We start from the raw sequence: 15,893 nt of genomic DNA, 5'->3' as shown, positions 1-15,893 counted from the left end.
TATTTTTATTGACCTATTTGAGTCAGTTTTTAGTCAATACTTCAAATCCGTAGCAAGGCAATCGCAATGACTAACTTTGCAGTAAAAAATGTAACTGATTACATTTTAAAACTCAAATCTATTTACATAAAAAATACAATTACAAAAAGAATTTAACAGCAACAGACATAAAAAATAAAACTTAAATAACAATAACTTATTTATTTAAATTACGAAAAAACACGAATAAACATCATTTTAAAAATACAACATCTTAAATTTGGATACATTGTATCGACAGAGTAAATACATTAATTTGTAACCGATTACAAATTACACAAAATCACATAGACGGGTATAATGGGCAAGTAATGTTAATCAAAGCGAAGTAGAGTATGGCCAATATTAAAGACGTTGCAGCAGTGGCAGGTGTGTCTGTGGCAACTGTGTCGAGGTATTTCAGCTCGCCAGAAAAAGTGTCAAAAAAGAACACCACGAAAGTCGCAACTGCAATAGAGCAACTGAATTACAAACCTAACTTATTGGCTCGGAATTTCTCCCAATCACGATCTTACTCAGTCTTGGTTATCGCTCCTCTTGTGAATCACTTTTTGCTAGACGTCATTCATGGGATCCAAGAAGTGGCTCGTGTTAAAGGTTTTACCGTATTATTAGTGGACGCCATTGAGCCGCAACAGGCCAAAGATAAATATTACAGGATGCTGGAAACCAGATTAGTTGAAGGTATTATTGATTTTAAGGCGCAGATAAAAGATGACAAAAAGCAGGATGCAGGTTTACAGAATATCGTGACTTTGTGTGATTATGATGAAAACAGCGCCACACCAGTTATTGCCGTAGATGATGTAAAAGCGGCCGAGAATTCAGTTAACTATCTGCTATCACTGGGGCACCAAAATATAGGCTGTTTAACGGGTTTAGATTTTGTTCATGCCACTCATCATCGTAAATTGGGATATCAAAATGCGCTAACCAAAGCCGGTATCCCATTATCAGACAAGCTGATTATTAATGGCGATTTTTCCTTTGCCAGTGGTATCAATGCTGCCAAAGAGTTTGCCCGAATGAAACCCCGCCCTAGCGCTATATTTAGTATGAGTGACGAAATGGCGATTGGTCTTATACAAGGGCTTAAAGCACAAGGACTGCAAATACCAGAAGATATTTCAGTCACGGGTTTTGACGATATCGAGTTCGCCAAATATTGCGACCCACCGCTAACAACCATTAGGCAACCAGCCAAAGAGCTAGGCGCTAATGGGATGAGAACTCTGTGTAACCTAATTGAAGATAATTATGATCAAGAAAGCATATTAACCGCGTATTTTTTGCCAGCAGATTTAATTGTGCGAGGCAGCACCGCAGCTATAAAAGTGAAGTGAAAGCTTGGCAGCAAGCAAAAGTCATCGATTAAAATGCTCCTTTTTCAGCTGCCCTTCTAAGCAATTAAGACGTCGAAGCCCCCTCACACAAGCTTTTGATAATACGTCTGGCGTGGTTGGCCTCGGTACCCACATGAATATCAATCCACTCTTTCAAATGTTTCATGGTTTTGTATTGTGCTTCAATCACGCCTTTGTCTTCATCAAAGGTTAAGCGTGTTTTGGCTTTACTAAAAGTGGAATCGAACATTTCCGCCAATCGTATTTGTCAGGTTCTTGGTTTGTATAAAGCCACGGTTAGCCGCGCTCTTAAACAATTATTGGCACATAAACAGGTTAACGCCTATGATCCCCAAGTTTGAGTGTTAATTCAGGCAGTTAACCTATATTAATCGAGCACAGAAAGTTTTTCAGCCGATGCCATTAATTGTATATATTCTGGGTTATGCCATTCGAGTATGGCAACTTTGTATGCATCTGTGGTTCGCATCCGTGTTAACCATTCATCAATTTGTGGGTAATCAGCCCACATACTTTTAAGCTGCAATTGTTCTAGACGTTCAATATAAGGTACAAAAGCAAAGTCTACGAGACTAATACCAGAGCCCATTATCCAGTGGTTATTTTCAAGGGCTCTGGCTAAATCTTTTAGTAGCTTTTTGTAAGCATAAATAGCCAAATTTAGACGAGGTGATGACATCCCATTGGTGACCATGTCCCGCATGAGTGTTGCACGAGCAGGATCTGGAATATTAGCCAAAAACGACTCTAATGCGTCATCTGTCGTATAACGTTTTAATATTTGTTGACGAAACGCAAGGCAAAAGCTAATAACGGCAATTTTCTCATGTAACCCCGCATCTAATCGAGTCAACCACACTCGTAATTCTGCTCTTTTAACTGGGTCTTCGGGCATTAAAGGCGCCTGTGCAAATACTTCTTCAAGGTAATAACAGATAACATTTGATTCGGTAATTATGCTGCCATCATCGACCAATACTGGGATGACCGCTTTTGGGTTTATTTTTAAGAATTCTGGGGTGAATTGTTCCCCTGCCCGCAAATTCAAATGCACACTATTATAAGGTAATTGTTTGTACGCTAGCACTAGGCGTACTTTCTGAGCACAGACTGACATGTCATTGTGGTAAAGCTCTATCATGTGATTTTCGTCTTATTTTTGAAAAGTATATTTCAAGATTACCTTATACTAACTGCTGCTAAAATTGGCTTTATTTGATACTAACTATTGGCATTGCTGATAGGTACTATGAAAATAGCCGAATAGAGTTAGTGAACCAAATTCGCTATGCTCGCACTTTAGTAAAATTTGCATTTTATTGTCCAAGCATTAACCCTCTGGGAGTTTCAAAATGAGTAATATAGTTCTTTATATGTCACCGGGTAGTTGTGCTCGTGTGAGTGCTATTGTGTTAGAAGAATTAGAACTTGAATTTGAAACTCGTGTTGTGCGTTTTATGAAGGGTGAGCATAAATCCCCTGAATTTAAACTGAAAAACCCCAAAGGGAAAGTCCCAGCCCTTATCTACAATGACCAGGTACTCACTGAAAATGTCGCCATTATTACCTATTTAAATCAACTACATGGTCAACTGTTACCAGCAACTGACAATGCCTTAGACTTTGCAAAACAGATTGCCGATCTGTGTTTTTGTTCTGCAACACTGCACCCTTTAGTCACACGTATAAGAATGCCAGTTTTTTTTGCAGGCGACGACAATGCTAAAACAGTGCAAGACATTGCCTTTAATGCCATGGACGAGTTTTTTCAATTAATTGATAACCAATTAGCTGATCAGCAATGGTGGTATCAAGATCAATGGTCAGCTATGGATGCCTATCTTTATTGGTGTTTTTGGCGGGTTCAAGGGGCTGGTTATGCTGTTGAAAAATTCCCTCACTACTGCGCTCATGCACAAAGAATGGAACAACGCCCCGCTGTAAAAAGGGCAATTGCCCGTGATGATGAAGCGATTAAGATTTTAGAAAGTGAAGGTTTGCTGTTTACACCCAAAAAGATTATTCGTTAATTCACTTTATTTAAAAGGAGAATGTTATGGCTACTAGGCCCGCACCAAGAAATTTAGTTGTGATCAACAGCCGTTATATCACACCTAATATGTTACGTATTACTTTAGGCGGCGAGGAGATGGGCGACTTTCCTGCGGATCAAGACAGCGCTTATGTGAAGTTAATGTTTCCAAAGGCTGATGGCGGTCGTCCTATTATGAGAACCTACACCGTTCGCAGCCAAACAGAGAATTCGATTGATGTTGATTTTGCCTTGCATGAGGCGAAAGGCCCAGCCTCTTCATGGGCAGTCGGAGCCAAAGTCGGCGATAAGATTATTGTTGGAGGACCTGGTCCTAAAAAACTACTTAACCAGGATGCAGATTGGATAATTATCAGCGGCGATATGACAGCCTTACCGGCTATTAGTGTCAATCTTGCACTATTACCAAAAGACACAAAAGGTTATGCAGTGCTAGAAGTAGTTGATGAAGCTGATATCCAAGAACTAGCGCATCCTGACAATGTGCAATTAATTTGGGTTGTCAATAACCCCAGCGCTAATACAGAAGTTTTGCCTTTACTTGAACGCATCAAAGCACTGCCTCAACTTGAAGGTAGTTTATCCGTATGGGTTGCCTGTGAATTCAGCACCATGAAAGCAATTCGTAAGTATTTGCGCAACACCTTTGAACTGCCTAAAAGTCATTTTTATACCTCAAGTTATTGGAAACTAGGGGTCTGTGAAGATGAGCATAAAATTGCTAAAAAAGAAGATGCTGAATCCTAAGGCTAAGATCCAAATCAATCTATGGCGTCAACTTGCTGCGGCTGCTTGTTGCATCGATCAAATCAAGGAGTAGCCCTTGGAAACGTTTCAATTTATACCAGATGAATATCTCAAGAGAATCAACTACTCAGGCAAAGTTGATGTATCTTCTGACACGCTCAAGGCTCTACATCATGCGCAAATTACAACTATCCCATTTGAGAACTTTGATATTTGTTTAGATCAAAAAATTAAACTCGATCCCCTAAGTTTGTTCAATAAACTAGTCAGACATAAACGTGGTGGTTACTGTTTTGAGTTGAACGGCTTATTGTTGATGGCACTACAACATTTTGGTTTTGAAGCCAGAGCCTTACTTGGCCGGGTTCATCTTACGGGTATTCCAACAGGGCGAAGCCATCAAATTACCCTTGTCACACTTAATACTAAAAAGTGGATTGTGGACCTTGGTTTCGGTTCAAACTCTCCATTGGCCCCTTTGCCTTTGGAATTTGATCTTGAGTTCACATCAAATTCTAAGGTGCTGCGATTTATCGAACATGACTTATTCGGCATTATGTTGCAAGTTAGAAATCAAACGTCTTGGGTTGACCTTTATAGCTTTGACTTAAGTCATGTTTGTGCAGGTGATATCAGTTATGGAAACCACTACACATCGACCCATCCAAATTCTATTTTTGTATGTTCAAGAGTGGCTTCCCTTCCAATTGAAAATGGGTCCCTGACTTTATTTAATCACAGCTTAAAGAGAATAATAGGGGATACGGAAGTGATTGAAGAACTGCCATCAGGGCAAGCATACATTGATGCGCTTCGGGAAAATTTTGGAATTGAGCTTATTGCGTCTTATGAGCAGTTAAAAAAGATAGTTATTCGCGATAACTGAAACATCTTAAGACGTTAGGCTTATACCAATCCGTAATGATAACTACCCACTCAGAATGCCCCAGCATAATAAAACCTCGTTAATAGCTAAATTAACGAGGTTTTATTTATCTCACACTAGTTTTTTTAAACACTTAATTTTTCTTACGTGGTCTCATTTTTTGAACACCGACTTCTTCAGCATATTCTTGCCAAGCTAGCTTTAATTCTGCAAACTTCTCAGGATAACTAGCTGAAACATCAACAAGTTCCGCAGGATCATCAGCTAGATTATATAAACCCCACTGTCCATTACCTGCTGGACGCCCTATTGAAAGTAGCTTCCAATCACCTTTACGAATCGCTTTATTACCATGAAGTTCTGCACCAAGAGCGTAATCAGCGCTATGTACATTGGCGCTTTTGCCCGTAAGCATATTTAACATTGATGCGCCGCGCATAGGGATAAATTTGTTTTGCTCATTAGTTGCTGAATAAGGGTGTTGCGCATTAGCCAGTTCTAATATGGTTGGCATGATGTCCATAACACTGACTAAGCCATCATATTGTTTCGCCTTAACCATTTTAGGAAAATGCACAAAGGCTGGGGTATGTATACCACCTTGTGTTGTTGCCCCTTTGTATAAACGTTTAACACCACTACCTGCGCGCGCCCACTGTGGTCCATACATAACATAAGAATTAGCTTTCCCCATGTTTTCATAACTATTATCACAACATCTGGCCACAAACTCTTTTAAGAAGCTTCTATATGCTGGTGAGTTTGGTGTATTTGCTTCGGCTCCATTATCCGACATAAAGAAGATGATAGTGTTATCGTACACGCCTTCATCTTTCAAATAGGTGACCAGGTCACCAATAGCGGTATCTAAATCAGTAACCATTGCCGCATAAATTTCCATTTGTTTGGCAGAAATTTTCTTTTCTTCAGCAGTTAAACTTGCCCATGGCTTGATATTTCGCGGTAATGGTGGCAATTGCGTCGATTGTGCAATTATGCCTAGCTCTTTTTGTCTTTCTAAGCGACTCTGTGCTAAAGCCTCGTAGCCTTCATCATATTTGCCTTTGTACTTGGCGATGGAAGATTCTGGTGCCTGTAAAGGGAAATGAGGAGCTGTGTATGCCATATATGACATAAAAGGTTTGGTTTTATCTCGTTCGCCAAGATACTGCTTCATTTTGCTGGTAAAAAATGGTGATGAGTAAAAATCTTGCGGTAAACTAGCCGGCTTATCATCTTCTAAATAAGTTGATTTTTTGTTCGATGGCAGAATTGGCCTATCATCTAAATGACCTGCACCACCTTCCATCAAAGCAAAAGAACGCTGAAAACCTCTGGCTTTCGGCATTTGTCCTTCTTTCTTACCTAAATGCCACTTTCCAACCATAAAGGTTTGGTAGTTAGCATCAGCCATCACTTCAGGCAAAGTGGCAACACTATCGTTTAAATGCCCTTCATAACCAGGTTTGCCTAAAAGGTAAGGCGCGAATGTTTGCATCACTTCATCCATTGCCCCCAAGCCCGCCAAGTGATTATCGGTCCCAGAGAGCAACATTGACCGAGTAGGTGAACAGGTAGCAGCAGTATGAAAATTGCTAAGTTTGACACCTGCATTAGCTAATGCATCAATGTTTGGCGTCGCAATTTCGCTACCCAAAGCACCTATATCAGTCAGCCCTAAATCATCTGCAACCACAATCACAATATTAGGGCGTTCATCTACTTCCGTTCCTATTGATGAATTTTTATTGACGAGACTATCATCAACTTTCTTAGTCGCCTCAGAAGAACATCCCACTAATATAAGAAATACACTAAACAATACGGAATTAATGACTATTTCACTTAATCTTTTATGACTCATTCGTTTCTCCTTATAAATCCATACACACCTTGGGTTAAAAATGCTGTTGTAAGGTATATATTTCAAAAACATAATATTAATGCTACAAGTCTATCGTTAGCGTGTCAGTTAACGCCCTTGAGCAGCAAGGTGTAAATTGGTTGTTTTTAGATTTTTCATCGCTAGATAAAAATTCATCTCTGTGGTCGGGCACGCCATCAGTCACGACTGTTAAACAGGCGCCACATATTCCCATTTCACAGGACATATCGATATCAACGCCGGCATCTTCTATGGCCTCAAGTGCAGTTTGATCGCAAGCAACATCTATCTCCAAACCAGAGCGGCTTAAAATGAGTTTAAAAGGGATATCCCCAGTGTGTGACTCTTTAGGTTCAACTTTAAAAATTTCCTTATGTAGGTTTTGCTCATTCCATGAATGTGACCTAGCAATATCAAATATATAATCCATGTAACCGACCGGCCCACAGGTATACAAGTGAGTATTTTCTGTAAAGTTATTCAATGCCTTACTGACTGTTGTTGTATTATTTTCCTCTTCATCTGAAAAAGAAAAGAATACCTTTGAGGCAAACGAACAAGTGGATAGTTGCTGATAGAAAGCGGTTTCGGATTTCGAACGTGTTCGATAGTGGAGTTCGAAATCTATTCCAAGGCTATCCAGTTCTATTGCCATTGACATAATAGGGGTAATTCCAATACCACCAGCAAAAAGTAACACTCTCTTACTCTGAACGTTGAGCGGGAACAGATTCCGTGGTTCAGAAACAGTCAGTTTATCTCCTACCGCAAGGTCATTATGCATTTTAACTGAGCCGCCCCGCGAGTTGGCATCCTTTAACACTGCAATTTTATAAAAGGCTTCAGATTGAGGATGATTAATCAGAGAATAATGACGCAGCAGATTTTCCCCTAGGTGCACATCAATATGACTACCGGTTTCAAAAACAGGCAATTTCCCACCGTCTTCACGCACCAACTCAAAGCTAGAAATATTGGGAGTCTCTTGCGTTTTCTTCTGAATGACAACTTCAAACATAATTTTCCTCGGTCTACATTTTTTGCCTAAAACAAGCTAGATCTATACAACCTAATCGACTTTTGAGCGGTTTAGCCTAGTTTTGATGACATTATCCAATGCCCATGCTCCTGGGCCTGAAAAGATGAAGTAAAAAAACACAAAACAAAACATGATTGCCAGCTCGCCCCCATTTACTACAGGGAAAAAATCCTTTGTTGCGTAAAACATAAAGTAAGCAACAGCCATCTGGCCAGATAGCAAAAACGCTACGGTGCGAGTACGCAATCCCAACAATATACAAAGCCCACCAAAGAATTCTAAAACGCCAGCAACTCCGGCTAAACTAAGCAGTTCGAATGGACCTTGATGGTGCCCTCCAGGAGGATACTGAAACAGTTTCTGCGCGCCATGTTGCATATATAAAAAGGCAGTGATGATCCTTAGAATTGCAAGGCTGTATATTTCATATTTAAATAACTTCATATACTTTTTCTTGTTTTAGCTGTTATGCAATACACCAAGAGGCGTAACCAATAGCACAACAAAATTTAACGACAACCAATGACAGACTAAGGCTCAAAAAAACCGCTAATCTATCACTGATGATACGTATCTATGCCTCTTCTAAAGGGATATTTTCCGCAGCTAACATGGCTTCGATTCTTCTACGAACTTGTACCGCAGGTTTATCTGCCCCCACCAGGAGTTCTCGTTGTTGGGTTACAGCGTAATCTAGTCTTTTTTCTACCGCATTGATGGCTATTTGATCCTGGCCTCTAATTTTTTGATCAGCGGCAAGCTGGAATTGATCTAAAGCTTTATCGCCTAACCTGAAATTACGTGTTGAAAAGCCAAAATAGTGAGTAGTTGTATCTGTTTCTGGTGTTGCGCCATGGAGAATCATCAATGTACCCAACTCTTTGGGTACCTCACTTTTACCAGGTACAGCTGTAACAATAGGTAAACTTGTTGACATAAATTCTGGACCAAAGAAGTCACTCTTAATCATGAAATCACAGAGCCCCTCGAATTCAGCTTCTGGACCAAAAACCATCTTAAAATAGTCGTTCCAAGGTGCTTTGCCATTTCGCGTTATGCGATAACTTCTTTCACGCTCTTCTGTGTTAATAGGTATATCTGCCATCGCATCTTTACCTGATATGTGATGATGCACATAGGGAAGGTGGGTAAGATCCATTAAATTATCTACTAATAATTGCGAGCGACCTTCGAGGTGAAAATAATTCGGCGAGTGAAAGTCCCAGTCGGGCTGGTCCAAACCAAAATCTTCATATGGAGGAATTAAATCGATATCACATTTGTCTTCATCACCCATCCAAATCCAACAAATAGGGCCTTTTTCAACAATTTTATAAACAGGCTGGCAAATTCTACCTGTTACTTTTGGCTGTGAAGGTATTTGAATACAATCGCCATTATCTGCAAATTTAAATCCGTGATAACCACATACAATTGCATCACCATCGACTCGACCTTGAACTAAAGGCAAATAGCGGTGCGGGCATAAGCCATACATTGCAACAGGGGTGCCATCTTCCTTGCGATACATCACAACAGGTTTGTTCAACATAGTACGTTCCATTGGCTCACGGGTTATTTCGGTTGAAAACGCCGCCATATACCAACGGTTGCGCACGATTGAGCTTTTATATTTAAATGGATACATAATTTATCTTCCTCAAAAATTGTCTAGCGCGCTTATCGCACTCAATTGTTAAAAAATTGTTTACGTAATATATCAGCGCCGTTACATCGCGACCAACGCTTAACATCGCTAGTTAGCATTGATAAAATCGATGGTTATTAGAAAGTCGCTTTTAATCGGATCAAGAGAGTACCGTCTCACCAGTGGAGTATGGATATAGTCTGGGCTAGATGTGACTACCGATAGTGAAAAGCAGTAAACTCGTTGAACATTTGATGTCTTTAAAATAGATTACTTAGTAAAATTACAGCTTTGAAACTGATGGTTACTGTTTATGCGATTTAAAGGCCTAGATTTAAACTTACTCGTTGCGCTAGATGCACTCATAGCGGAGCGCAATGTCACACGAGCCGGTGAGCGAATGCATCTTAGTCAATCGGGAATGAGTTCAGCGGTTTCACGCTTAAGAGAATATTTTGATGATGAATTATTTGTGCAAGTAGGCAGAGAACTCATCCCCACATCGCTTACTGAAACGCTAGCTAAACCCGTTCGGCGAATTCTAGTAGAAATGGAAAATACCATAATAAGTAGACCTAAATTTGACCCTGCCAGTGATGAACGGTGTTATAGAATCGCTGCGTCAGAATTAACGACTATGGTATTAATGCCCAGTGTGATTAGTCGGCTGGCTCAGGACGCTCCCAATATTCGCTTGAATTTATCGACCATTGGTGAAACCGATTTGCTTGATAAAGGGGATATTGACTTAATGATTATTCCAAAACAATTTACGCAAGACGGACACCCCTTCGATGAGATATATCAAGAAGGTTACAAATGCATTTGCTGGCAAGAAAACACCTCTATTGGTGACAAAATCACCTTTGAGGATTACCAATCCGCCGGTCATGTTGCAGTAAGTTATGGAAAAAACCTCTCTCCAGCTTTTGATGGCTGGTTTATGAGTAATTACGGTATTAAACGTAAAGTCGAAATCACTACATCAAACTTGCTCGCACCACCCCTTCTTATTATCGGTACCCAGCGCATTGCCACTGTTCATAGTCGACTGGCGCAGTTTGTGAGTCAATCACTGCCAATCAAAATCATGGATCCGCCCATCGAAATTCCGGCGTTAATGCAAACCATGCAATATCATCGAAATCGTGAAAATGATGTAGGATTAAACTGGCTAAGACAATTGATTATCGATGTAGCAAAAACGATTTGATAGACTCGTCCTGCATCCTTCTAAAATAAAGTGCGGTTGAGTAACGCTCTTTCGACCAGAACAGTCGCCTCTTTGAAATACATTTTGAAACCATAAAAAAGCCCCGTTAATCGGGGCTTTTTGTTAATAAGTCTAAAGTAAAAATATCAATTCTAGCGCTTAAAATTTTTAGATAAGTTCTCGCTAGCCACGGTAACGGGCGTGCATTTTAACAATAAGCACATAGCCATCTATTTCAACTCTATTGTGCCTTTCCTAATAAAAGTCCGCTCTGAAGCGAAGTCCAAAAGTACGAGGTGGATTGTGAATAGCGTACGTTAGCCCTCGGTTGTTGACATTAGAGTTAGCTACAAATAACTCATCGGTCGCATTGCGAACAAACACAGATATAGTCCAGTTAATATCGCCAGCGGTAGATATAAGCGTGGCATCTAGGTCTAGCGTTGTATAAGACTTTGCTTCTGTCGCATCGACAAACAAGAAATTAGTTTCTTGCTCAGAACGATGAGACGCCTGTGCAGTCAAGGACAAGTTATATTCGTCAAACTCAATATGATGGTTTATTGCCATACCGGCACCGAAATCAGGAGAATACAATAAACTTTCACCAGAACAATCGTAGTTTTCGATTGCACCTGTTACACCAGTTGATGCACATCCAAACCGACCTTGTCCAGGGTCCGATACCAGCGTCAGCGAATCGTAGGTCGAATCTAGGAATTGAACATTACCGCTAATCTTGGTGTTAATGCCGACGTTCCAAATCATATCTACATCTAAACCTTGAATGGTTGAGTCACCATTAGCAATCGGAAACGACGATGCGCTATCTAATGTAGTGAAATAAGTAACTTGCTGCCCATCATACTTCCAGTGAAATGCTTCTAAGTTAAGTTGAAGGGTGTTGTCTAAAAAGCGATTTTTCGAACCGATGGTAAATGCATCAATATACTCTGGGTCATAGGTAGGCGATACGGCAGATAAATCTACACCACCTGCGCGATAACCCGTTTCGAACGTTGCGTACAATAAATTGTCTTCGGCCACGTCATACTCTAGGCCAATTCGGTATGTCGTTTCGCTGTAATCTAAGTCTGCCTGTATAAAACCCTCTCCCACATTTGCTATTGTCGCGATTTGAGGGGAAATATTACCTGGAATGGTAAAAGGATAAGCTGGAGGAGGCCCCATGCCGGGAATAGTGGCAACTGAGTCTGGTGCAATTAATCCTTCATTTACAAAGTAGGCAATAAATTCGTCTCGATCTGAAGTGATAGGGTGAGCTGGTATAGCGCCAGAGGCACAACCGTTACCAAAACTTGCTGGCGGAGTTAGAAAATCGCCGCTTGCCGGTGTACCACCACAGAAGGTCACAAAGGTATCACTAATACCCTCAACGTACTTTTTATCTTCGGTGTAACGCAAACCTAGATTTATACGGAAAGTTTCCGATATGTCGTATGTTCCCTGACCAAATATAGCCCACGAGTCGCCACCATTATCATAATTTTGGATTGGCGAGGCATAGTTTTGCGCGAACACACCACTGGTTTGAATTTCTTCGTCAAAATAGAATGCGCCTAAAATACCATTAAAGGGACCTTCGAAATCAGTCGTAAAGCGCGCCTCTATGCTCGTTTGCTCATTTTCCTCGCTCGTTTTAGCGGGGGCAAATCCAGGGCCAACAAAAGTGTACTCTTGATCTGATTTTCTGTACGCGGGGATCACACTAAACGTACCTGATTCAGTCGTGTAATTTAGTTCAGCCATCAAGCCTGCAAATGAAAGATCCTGACCTAAATCGTCAATACTTAACGGTTTATACGGTGCAAAAGATGGCGTGTGCAGCACACCCGTTCGGATGTCGTTAGCTGCATCTGCGGTAGGGCCCGAAAAAAGAGCAATCTCTGAAGGAGTAAAATCAGTTAGACTGCCTGAGTCATTGCTAAACGTGCCTATTAGGTCACCGCCTTGGCCAATCCCTGAATTTTCAGAATAATCTGCCGCAAAACGAATATTAAAATCTTCTGAAGGTTCATAATAAACTTGAGCTCGAACAGCAAACGTATCGGCATCGTTAGTACCATCGTCAGAGTAACCATCCCGTTGCAATGAGTTAACCGATAATCTCACAGCGGCATCATCGCCAATCGGTGCATTGTAAGCACCTTGAAAGCCTACTCTTGAATAATTTCCTACCTCAACTTGAGCGTAACCTGAGGTTTCCATTAACTGAGGCTTCTCGGGGATGTAATTTACGACACCGCCCGTTGCGTTACGACCGTATAGCGTTCCTTGAGGCCCTTTTAGAATCTCTACCCGTTCTAAATCGAAAAGCGCTTGTCCTGCGGCACCACTAGAACGCCCTAGATAAACCCCATCGATGTTCTGCGCAACGGCGGCATCAGTCAGAGGATTGACTGTCAACGCCCCTACTCCACGGACAAAAATACTTGTCAGTGGACCACCACCAGGACTTATCCCTAATGAAGGGGAGAGCCTTCCTAGGTCTTGACCAGAATCAAGACCCTGACGAGTCAGCGAATCCTGATTAACTGCTAACATTGGTACAGCCGCGTCCTGTAATGACTGAGACTTGCGTTGAGCTGTAACCATAATTGTTTCAATGGCAATGCTTTCGTCAGCCTCTGCTTCTTGGTTTGCAGTCTCTTGCCCTGCAGCTTGAAGTGATAGTGCTGAAAGTGCCAGAAGCGGAAAATATAAAGATAGCTTTTTTAGTTTCATGTGAAGTCCCCAGTAATTATTGCTATACCAAATGCGTGTATGTAATGTTCAATGCTATGAAGCAGCCTGCATGTTAAAATTTAGTAGCAAACCCAAGCATTTAGTAACGATTTGCTTTCATTTATTTAACATAAGGTAAATCTAGGAATTGATAAAATCGAATATTTTGATATTAACTATCCATGTAGCCGATACCACTCACCTTCAGTCAAATGGCATTTTACTCAATCGGCCAATGTGTATAGCGACTGTAAGCTCTACTCTGACTTACAGGATATTGGAGAAGAATTCGGCATCAATCGTGTTTACAATCAGAAGAAGTAAAAAGAGGCAATAGCCCAAGTCATCTCTCGAAAACTCATTACCTTAGTTACCTTAGGCATGAACAAACAAGTGATCGTAGTTGGGAGACATAGGGATGATAACGTAAGCCATGCATTTAAATCAGGAACGCTGCAACTCCCTGCAATAGTTGATTATAGTATTATTCGGTTTGAGGTAAGTAATCGTCGTTAATTGTCTAAATGATTAGTTTTGCAGTCCACACAAAGACCTATTTGTAAATCGGTAACAATAGATTTCCTAGATACATTAAAGCAGTTTAATCCATCTTTCTCACACATAGGTTTATCACATAACTTTTACATATATTTAACTTAACTATTTAGGGTATTGATATCTACTAAATATAAATAATTGGATAACCACAAAATAAACGCTACACCTCCTAGCGCTAGCCAAACTACACAAACAAAACATGGTGTCATTCTCATTATGACGGCGGTTAGCCGCGCCTTCGAAAAACTGCAAGCATCGGAATATGTTAGTTTTTAAAAGGTAAACATGATGGACGTTCCTCATTTGAGTGACTTACTCGACTAAGAGAAAACCTCCATGACAAAATACTTGGGGTGGCTTTAGACAGAGAAAAATTGCTCTTGAGTGGTATATCAAAGGAAGATTTAGAGGTAGTCATTAAGGTATTACTTGGGCTGAATAAAAACCTAAAACAAGTTAACGCATTTGAACCACTGTAGAAAATAACACTATACGTGACATAAAATTAGCCAAAAAGGCACATGTCCTTTGTGGCTTTAATTGTAGTAATTAAAAGTGAACAAAATATGGTGTAAATCGTTTTAAATCTCACTATTTCTGATGCGAGTTAACTGATATCAAAACGTCCTTAATTTGATTCAGGATATTGCTAAGAAGTAGCTTTCTCTTACCGTAAAACTTAATTGTTTACAAAACAGCCGCATGCTTTCTCGATTAAAGTAAAAGCTATACATACGACTTCGAATAGAAACGTTCCTTTTTACAAATAGAAAACATAATATGGTAAATTTATACTAATGTTCATCTTAAGGAAATGCCGCCTCTAATATTTGTATAGCAAAACTTATTTGAGTGACTTTACACCGGTAGGGATTGCATTATTGCCCATTTTTCGACCACTGACAATTGTACTTAACTGGCTTGTATCACTGAGTTGGCCATTTTTAATCGGTTAGTAATTTATCCGTGCAATACATAAAACTTTCGTATATATTTCTTACCAATGCTACACCCTATAGTTTTTAACTAGCGTTAATTATCCCTAAATTTTTGTTTAACAAAAGGAACTTGTATGACTCGTATGTCTTTAATTGCTATTACCTCATTCATTGGTCTTAGCGCTTTTATGTCTCCTACACTTGCAGATGATTTAAAGTCTACAGAGTCAGTGGCGGTCATCACCAATGCGCTGGATAGTGCTTTCGTCGCCGTTGACGACAAGGAGTATGTTAATGGAATACCTGCTGGTGTGGTATTTCCGACTCCCACTTCTCCTACCCGAAATCCTGAACTGGTCGATGGTGGAATTGATACCTCGGCTGCACCAGGTGGTGGTGGAGGTGATCCGGGAGGACCAGGTCTTTTAGGCCCATCAAGCGAAGATATATTTGCCCGTCTTAATACTGATTTTACGGTAAGCCCACATACAACTGATTTGTTAGGCGACAGCGTAGACGTAAATAATGGTAATGTTATGTTTCGCAATACTGACATCGTTATTCCAGGGAATGGATTGGGCCTAGATATCGTCATAAGCCGCACAATGAAGGGCAGTGCAAACTCATTTAGTCAACATAACACATATGAGCCTCAGGTTGGTCAATAGGTACTAGTGTTCTTTTGATCGTTTTTTCAGATCAATCCAAATCTCTGAGCTAAGCCGTATACTTCATCTGTCATATTGGCTGTTAAGTCATCGCTTACAGCAAACACATA

Annotated in this window: 13 protein-coding genes; 6 read left to right on the top strand and 7 right to left on the bottom strand. The window is 40.4% G+C overall.

Going from position 1 to position 15,893, the window contains the following annotated elements:
- The first annotated feature begins 374 nt into the window (after positions 1-374).
- Positions 375-1,382: a LacI family DNA-binding transcriptional regulator gene (locus tag ABJK37_RS09280; protein ID WP_348352355.1), complete on the top strand. Its 1,008-nt coding sequence runs from the start codon at positions 375-377 to the stop codon at positions 1,380-1,382.
- A 64-nt stretch (positions 1,383-1,446) separates the two neighbouring features.
- Here the strand turns inward: ABJK37_RS09280 and ABJK37_RS09275 are convergent, their stop codons facing one another.
- Both ABJK37_RS09275 and ABJK37_RS09270 read right to left on the bottom strand, forming a co-directional pair.
- Entirely contained in the window at positions 1,447-1,632 is a 186-nt protein-coding gene (locus ABJK37_RS09275; protein ID WP_348352353.1) for a hypothetical protein, read from the bottom strand.
- 138 nt (positions 1,633-1,770) lie between these two features.
- Positions 1,771-2,544, bottom strand: a complete 774-nt coding sequence (locus tag ABJK37_RS09270; protein ID WP_348352351.1) for a glutathione S-transferase family protein — start codon at positions 2,542-2,544, stop codon at positions 1,771-1,773.
- Positions 2,545-2,755: 211 nt separating this feature from the next.
- Here ABJK37_RS09270 and ABJK37_RS09265 point away from each other — a divergent pair, with 211 nt between their 5' ends.
- The 3 genes from ABJK37_RS09265 to ABJK37_RS09255 all read left to right on the top strand — a co-directional run bounded on the left by ABJK37_RS09265 (position 2,756) and on the right by ABJK37_RS09255 (position 5,089).
- Positions 2,756-3,433 (top strand): glutathione S-transferase family protein, encoded by a 678-nt coding sequence (locus ABJK37_RS09265; RefSeq protein WP_348352349.1) that lies wholly within the window; start codon positions 2,756-2,758, stop codon positions 3,431-3,433.
- 26 nt (positions 3,434-3,459) lie between these two features.
- Positions 3,460-4,203, top strand: coding sequence for a siderophore-interacting protein (locus tag ABJK37_RS09260; protein WP_348352347.1), 744 nt, complete (start codon positions 3,460-3,462; stop codon positions 4,201-4,203).
- Positions 4,204-4,279: 76 nt separating this feature from the next.
- Positions 4,280-5,089: an arylamine N-acetyltransferase gene (locus tag ABJK37_RS09255; RefSeq protein ID WP_348352346.1), complete on the top strand. Its 810-nt coding sequence runs from the start codon at positions 4,280-4,282 to the stop codon at positions 5,087-5,089.
- Between the two features lie 133 nt (positions 5,090-5,222).
- Here ABJK37_RS09255 and ABJK37_RS09250 read toward each other — a convergent pair whose 3' ends face one another.
- From ABJK37_RS09250 to ABJK37_RS09235, 4 genes are all read right to left on the bottom strand, one after another.
- A complete protein-coding gene (locus ABJK37_RS09250) occupies positions 5,223-6,953 on the bottom strand; it encodes an arylsulfatase (RefSeq protein ID WP_348352344.1) in 1,731 nt (576 codons plus the stop codon).
- An 82-nt stretch (positions 6,954-7,035) separates the two neighbouring features.
- The gene (locus ABJK37_RS09245) at positions 7,036-7,992 is read right to left on the bottom strand and encodes a PDR/VanB family oxidoreductase (RefSeq protein WP_348352342.1); all 957 of its coding nucleotides are present in this window, start codon (positions 7,990-7,992) and stop codon (positions 7,036-7,038) included.
- Positions 7,993-8,043: 51 nt separating this feature from the next.
- The gene (locus tag ABJK37_RS09240) at positions 8,044-8,457 is read right to left on the bottom strand and encodes a DoxX family protein (RefSeq protein ID WP_348352340.1); all 414 of its coding nucleotides are present in this window, start codon (positions 8,455-8,457) and stop codon (positions 8,044-8,046) included.
- Between the two features lie 130 nt (positions 8,458-8,587).
- The gene (locus tag ABJK37_RS09235; RefSeq protein WP_348352338.1) at positions 8,588-9,661 is read right to left on the bottom strand and encodes an aromatic ring-hydroxylating dioxygenase subunit alpha; all 1,074 of its coding nucleotides are present in this window, start codon (positions 9,659-9,661) and stop codon (positions 8,588-8,590) included.
- A gap of 313 nt (positions 9,662-9,974) precedes the next feature.
- On the opposite strand from ABJK37_RS09235, the gene ABJK37_RS09230 reads away from it, so the two are divergent.
- The gene (locus ABJK37_RS09230) at positions 9,975-10,874 is read left to right on the top strand and encodes a LysR substrate-binding domain-containing protein (RefSeq protein ID WP_348352336.1); all 900 of its coding nucleotides are present in this window, start codon (positions 9,975-9,977) and stop codon (positions 10,872-10,874) included.
- 255 nt (positions 10,875-11,129) lie between these two features.
- Here the strand turns inward: ABJK37_RS09230 and ABJK37_RS09225 are convergent, their stop codons facing one another.
- Positions 11,130-13,619: a TonB-dependent receptor gene (locus tag ABJK37_RS09225; RefSeq protein ID WP_348352333.1), complete on the bottom strand. Its 2,490-nt coding sequence runs from the start codon at positions 13,617-13,619 to the stop codon at positions 11,130-11,132.
- Between the two features lie 1,630 nt (positions 13,620-15,249).
- Between ABJK37_RS09225 and ABJK37_RS09220 the strand changes: the two genes are divergently transcribed.
- A complete protein-coding gene (locus ABJK37_RS09220; RefSeq protein ID WP_348352331.1) occupies positions 15,250-15,783 on the top strand; it encodes a hypothetical protein in 534 nt (177 codons plus the stop codon).
- The last annotated feature ends 110 nt before the right edge of the window (positions 15,784-15,893 follow it).

Origin of the sequence: Paraglaciecola sp. (assembly GCF_039964565.1) — a bacterium.
Taxonomy (GTDB): Bacteria; Pseudomonadota; Gammaproteobacteria; order Enterobacterales; family Alteromonadaceae; genus Paraglaciecola.
This window is presented reverse-complemented; position numbering and strand designations above follow the sequence as displayed.

Excerpts from the sequence above, each read along its gene's own strand:
- ABJK37_RS09270 (WP_348352351.1), bottom strand. The coding sequence starts at position 2,544 with ATGATAGAGCTTTACCACAATGACATGTCAGTCTGTGCTCAGAAAGTA.
- ABJK37_RS09250 (WP_348352344.1), bottom strand. The coding sequence starts at position 6,953 with ATGAGTCATAAAAGATTAAGTGAAATAGTCATTAATTCCGTATTGTTT.
- ABJK37_RS09275 (WP_348352353.1), bottom strand. The coding sequence starts at position 1,632 with ATGTTCGATTCCACTTTTAGTAAAGCCAAAACACGCTTAACCTTTGAT.
- ABJK37_RS09240 (WP_348352340.1), bottom strand. The coding sequence starts at position 8,457 with ATGAAGTTATTTAAATATGAAATATACAGCCTTGCAATTCTAAGGATC.
- ABJK37_RS09265 (WP_348352349.1), top strand. The coding sequence starts at position 2,756 with ATGAGTAATATAGTTCTTTATATGTCACCGGGTAGTTGTGCTCGTGTG.
- ABJK37_RS09220 (WP_348352331.1), top strand. The coding sequence starts at position 15,250 with ATGACTCGTATGTCTTTAATTGCTATTACCTCATTCATTGGTCTTAGC.
- ABJK37_RS09280 (WP_348352355.1), top strand. The coding sequence starts at position 375 with ATGGCCAATATTAAAGACGTTGCAGCAGTGGCAGGTGTGTCTGTGGCA.
- ABJK37_RS09260 (WP_348352347.1), top strand. The coding sequence starts at position 3,460 with ATGGCTACTAGGCCCGCACCAAGAAATTTAGTTGTGATCAACAGCCGT.
- ABJK37_RS09225 (WP_348352333.1), bottom strand. The coding sequence starts at position 13,619 with ATGAAACTAAAAAAGCTATCTTTATATTTTCCGCTTCTGGCACTTTCA.
- ABJK37_RS09245 (WP_348352342.1), bottom strand. The coding sequence starts at position 7,992 with ATGTTTGAAGTTGTCATTCAGAAGAAAACGCAAGAGACTCCCAATATT.
- ABJK37_RS09235 (WP_348352338.1), bottom strand. The coding sequence starts at position 9,661 with ATGTATCCATTTAAATATAAAAGCTCAATCGTGCGCAACCGTTGGTAT.
- ABJK37_RS09230 (WP_348352336.1), top strand. The coding sequence starts at position 9,975 with ATGCGATTTAAAGGCCTAGATTTAAACTTACTCGTTGCGCTAGATGCA.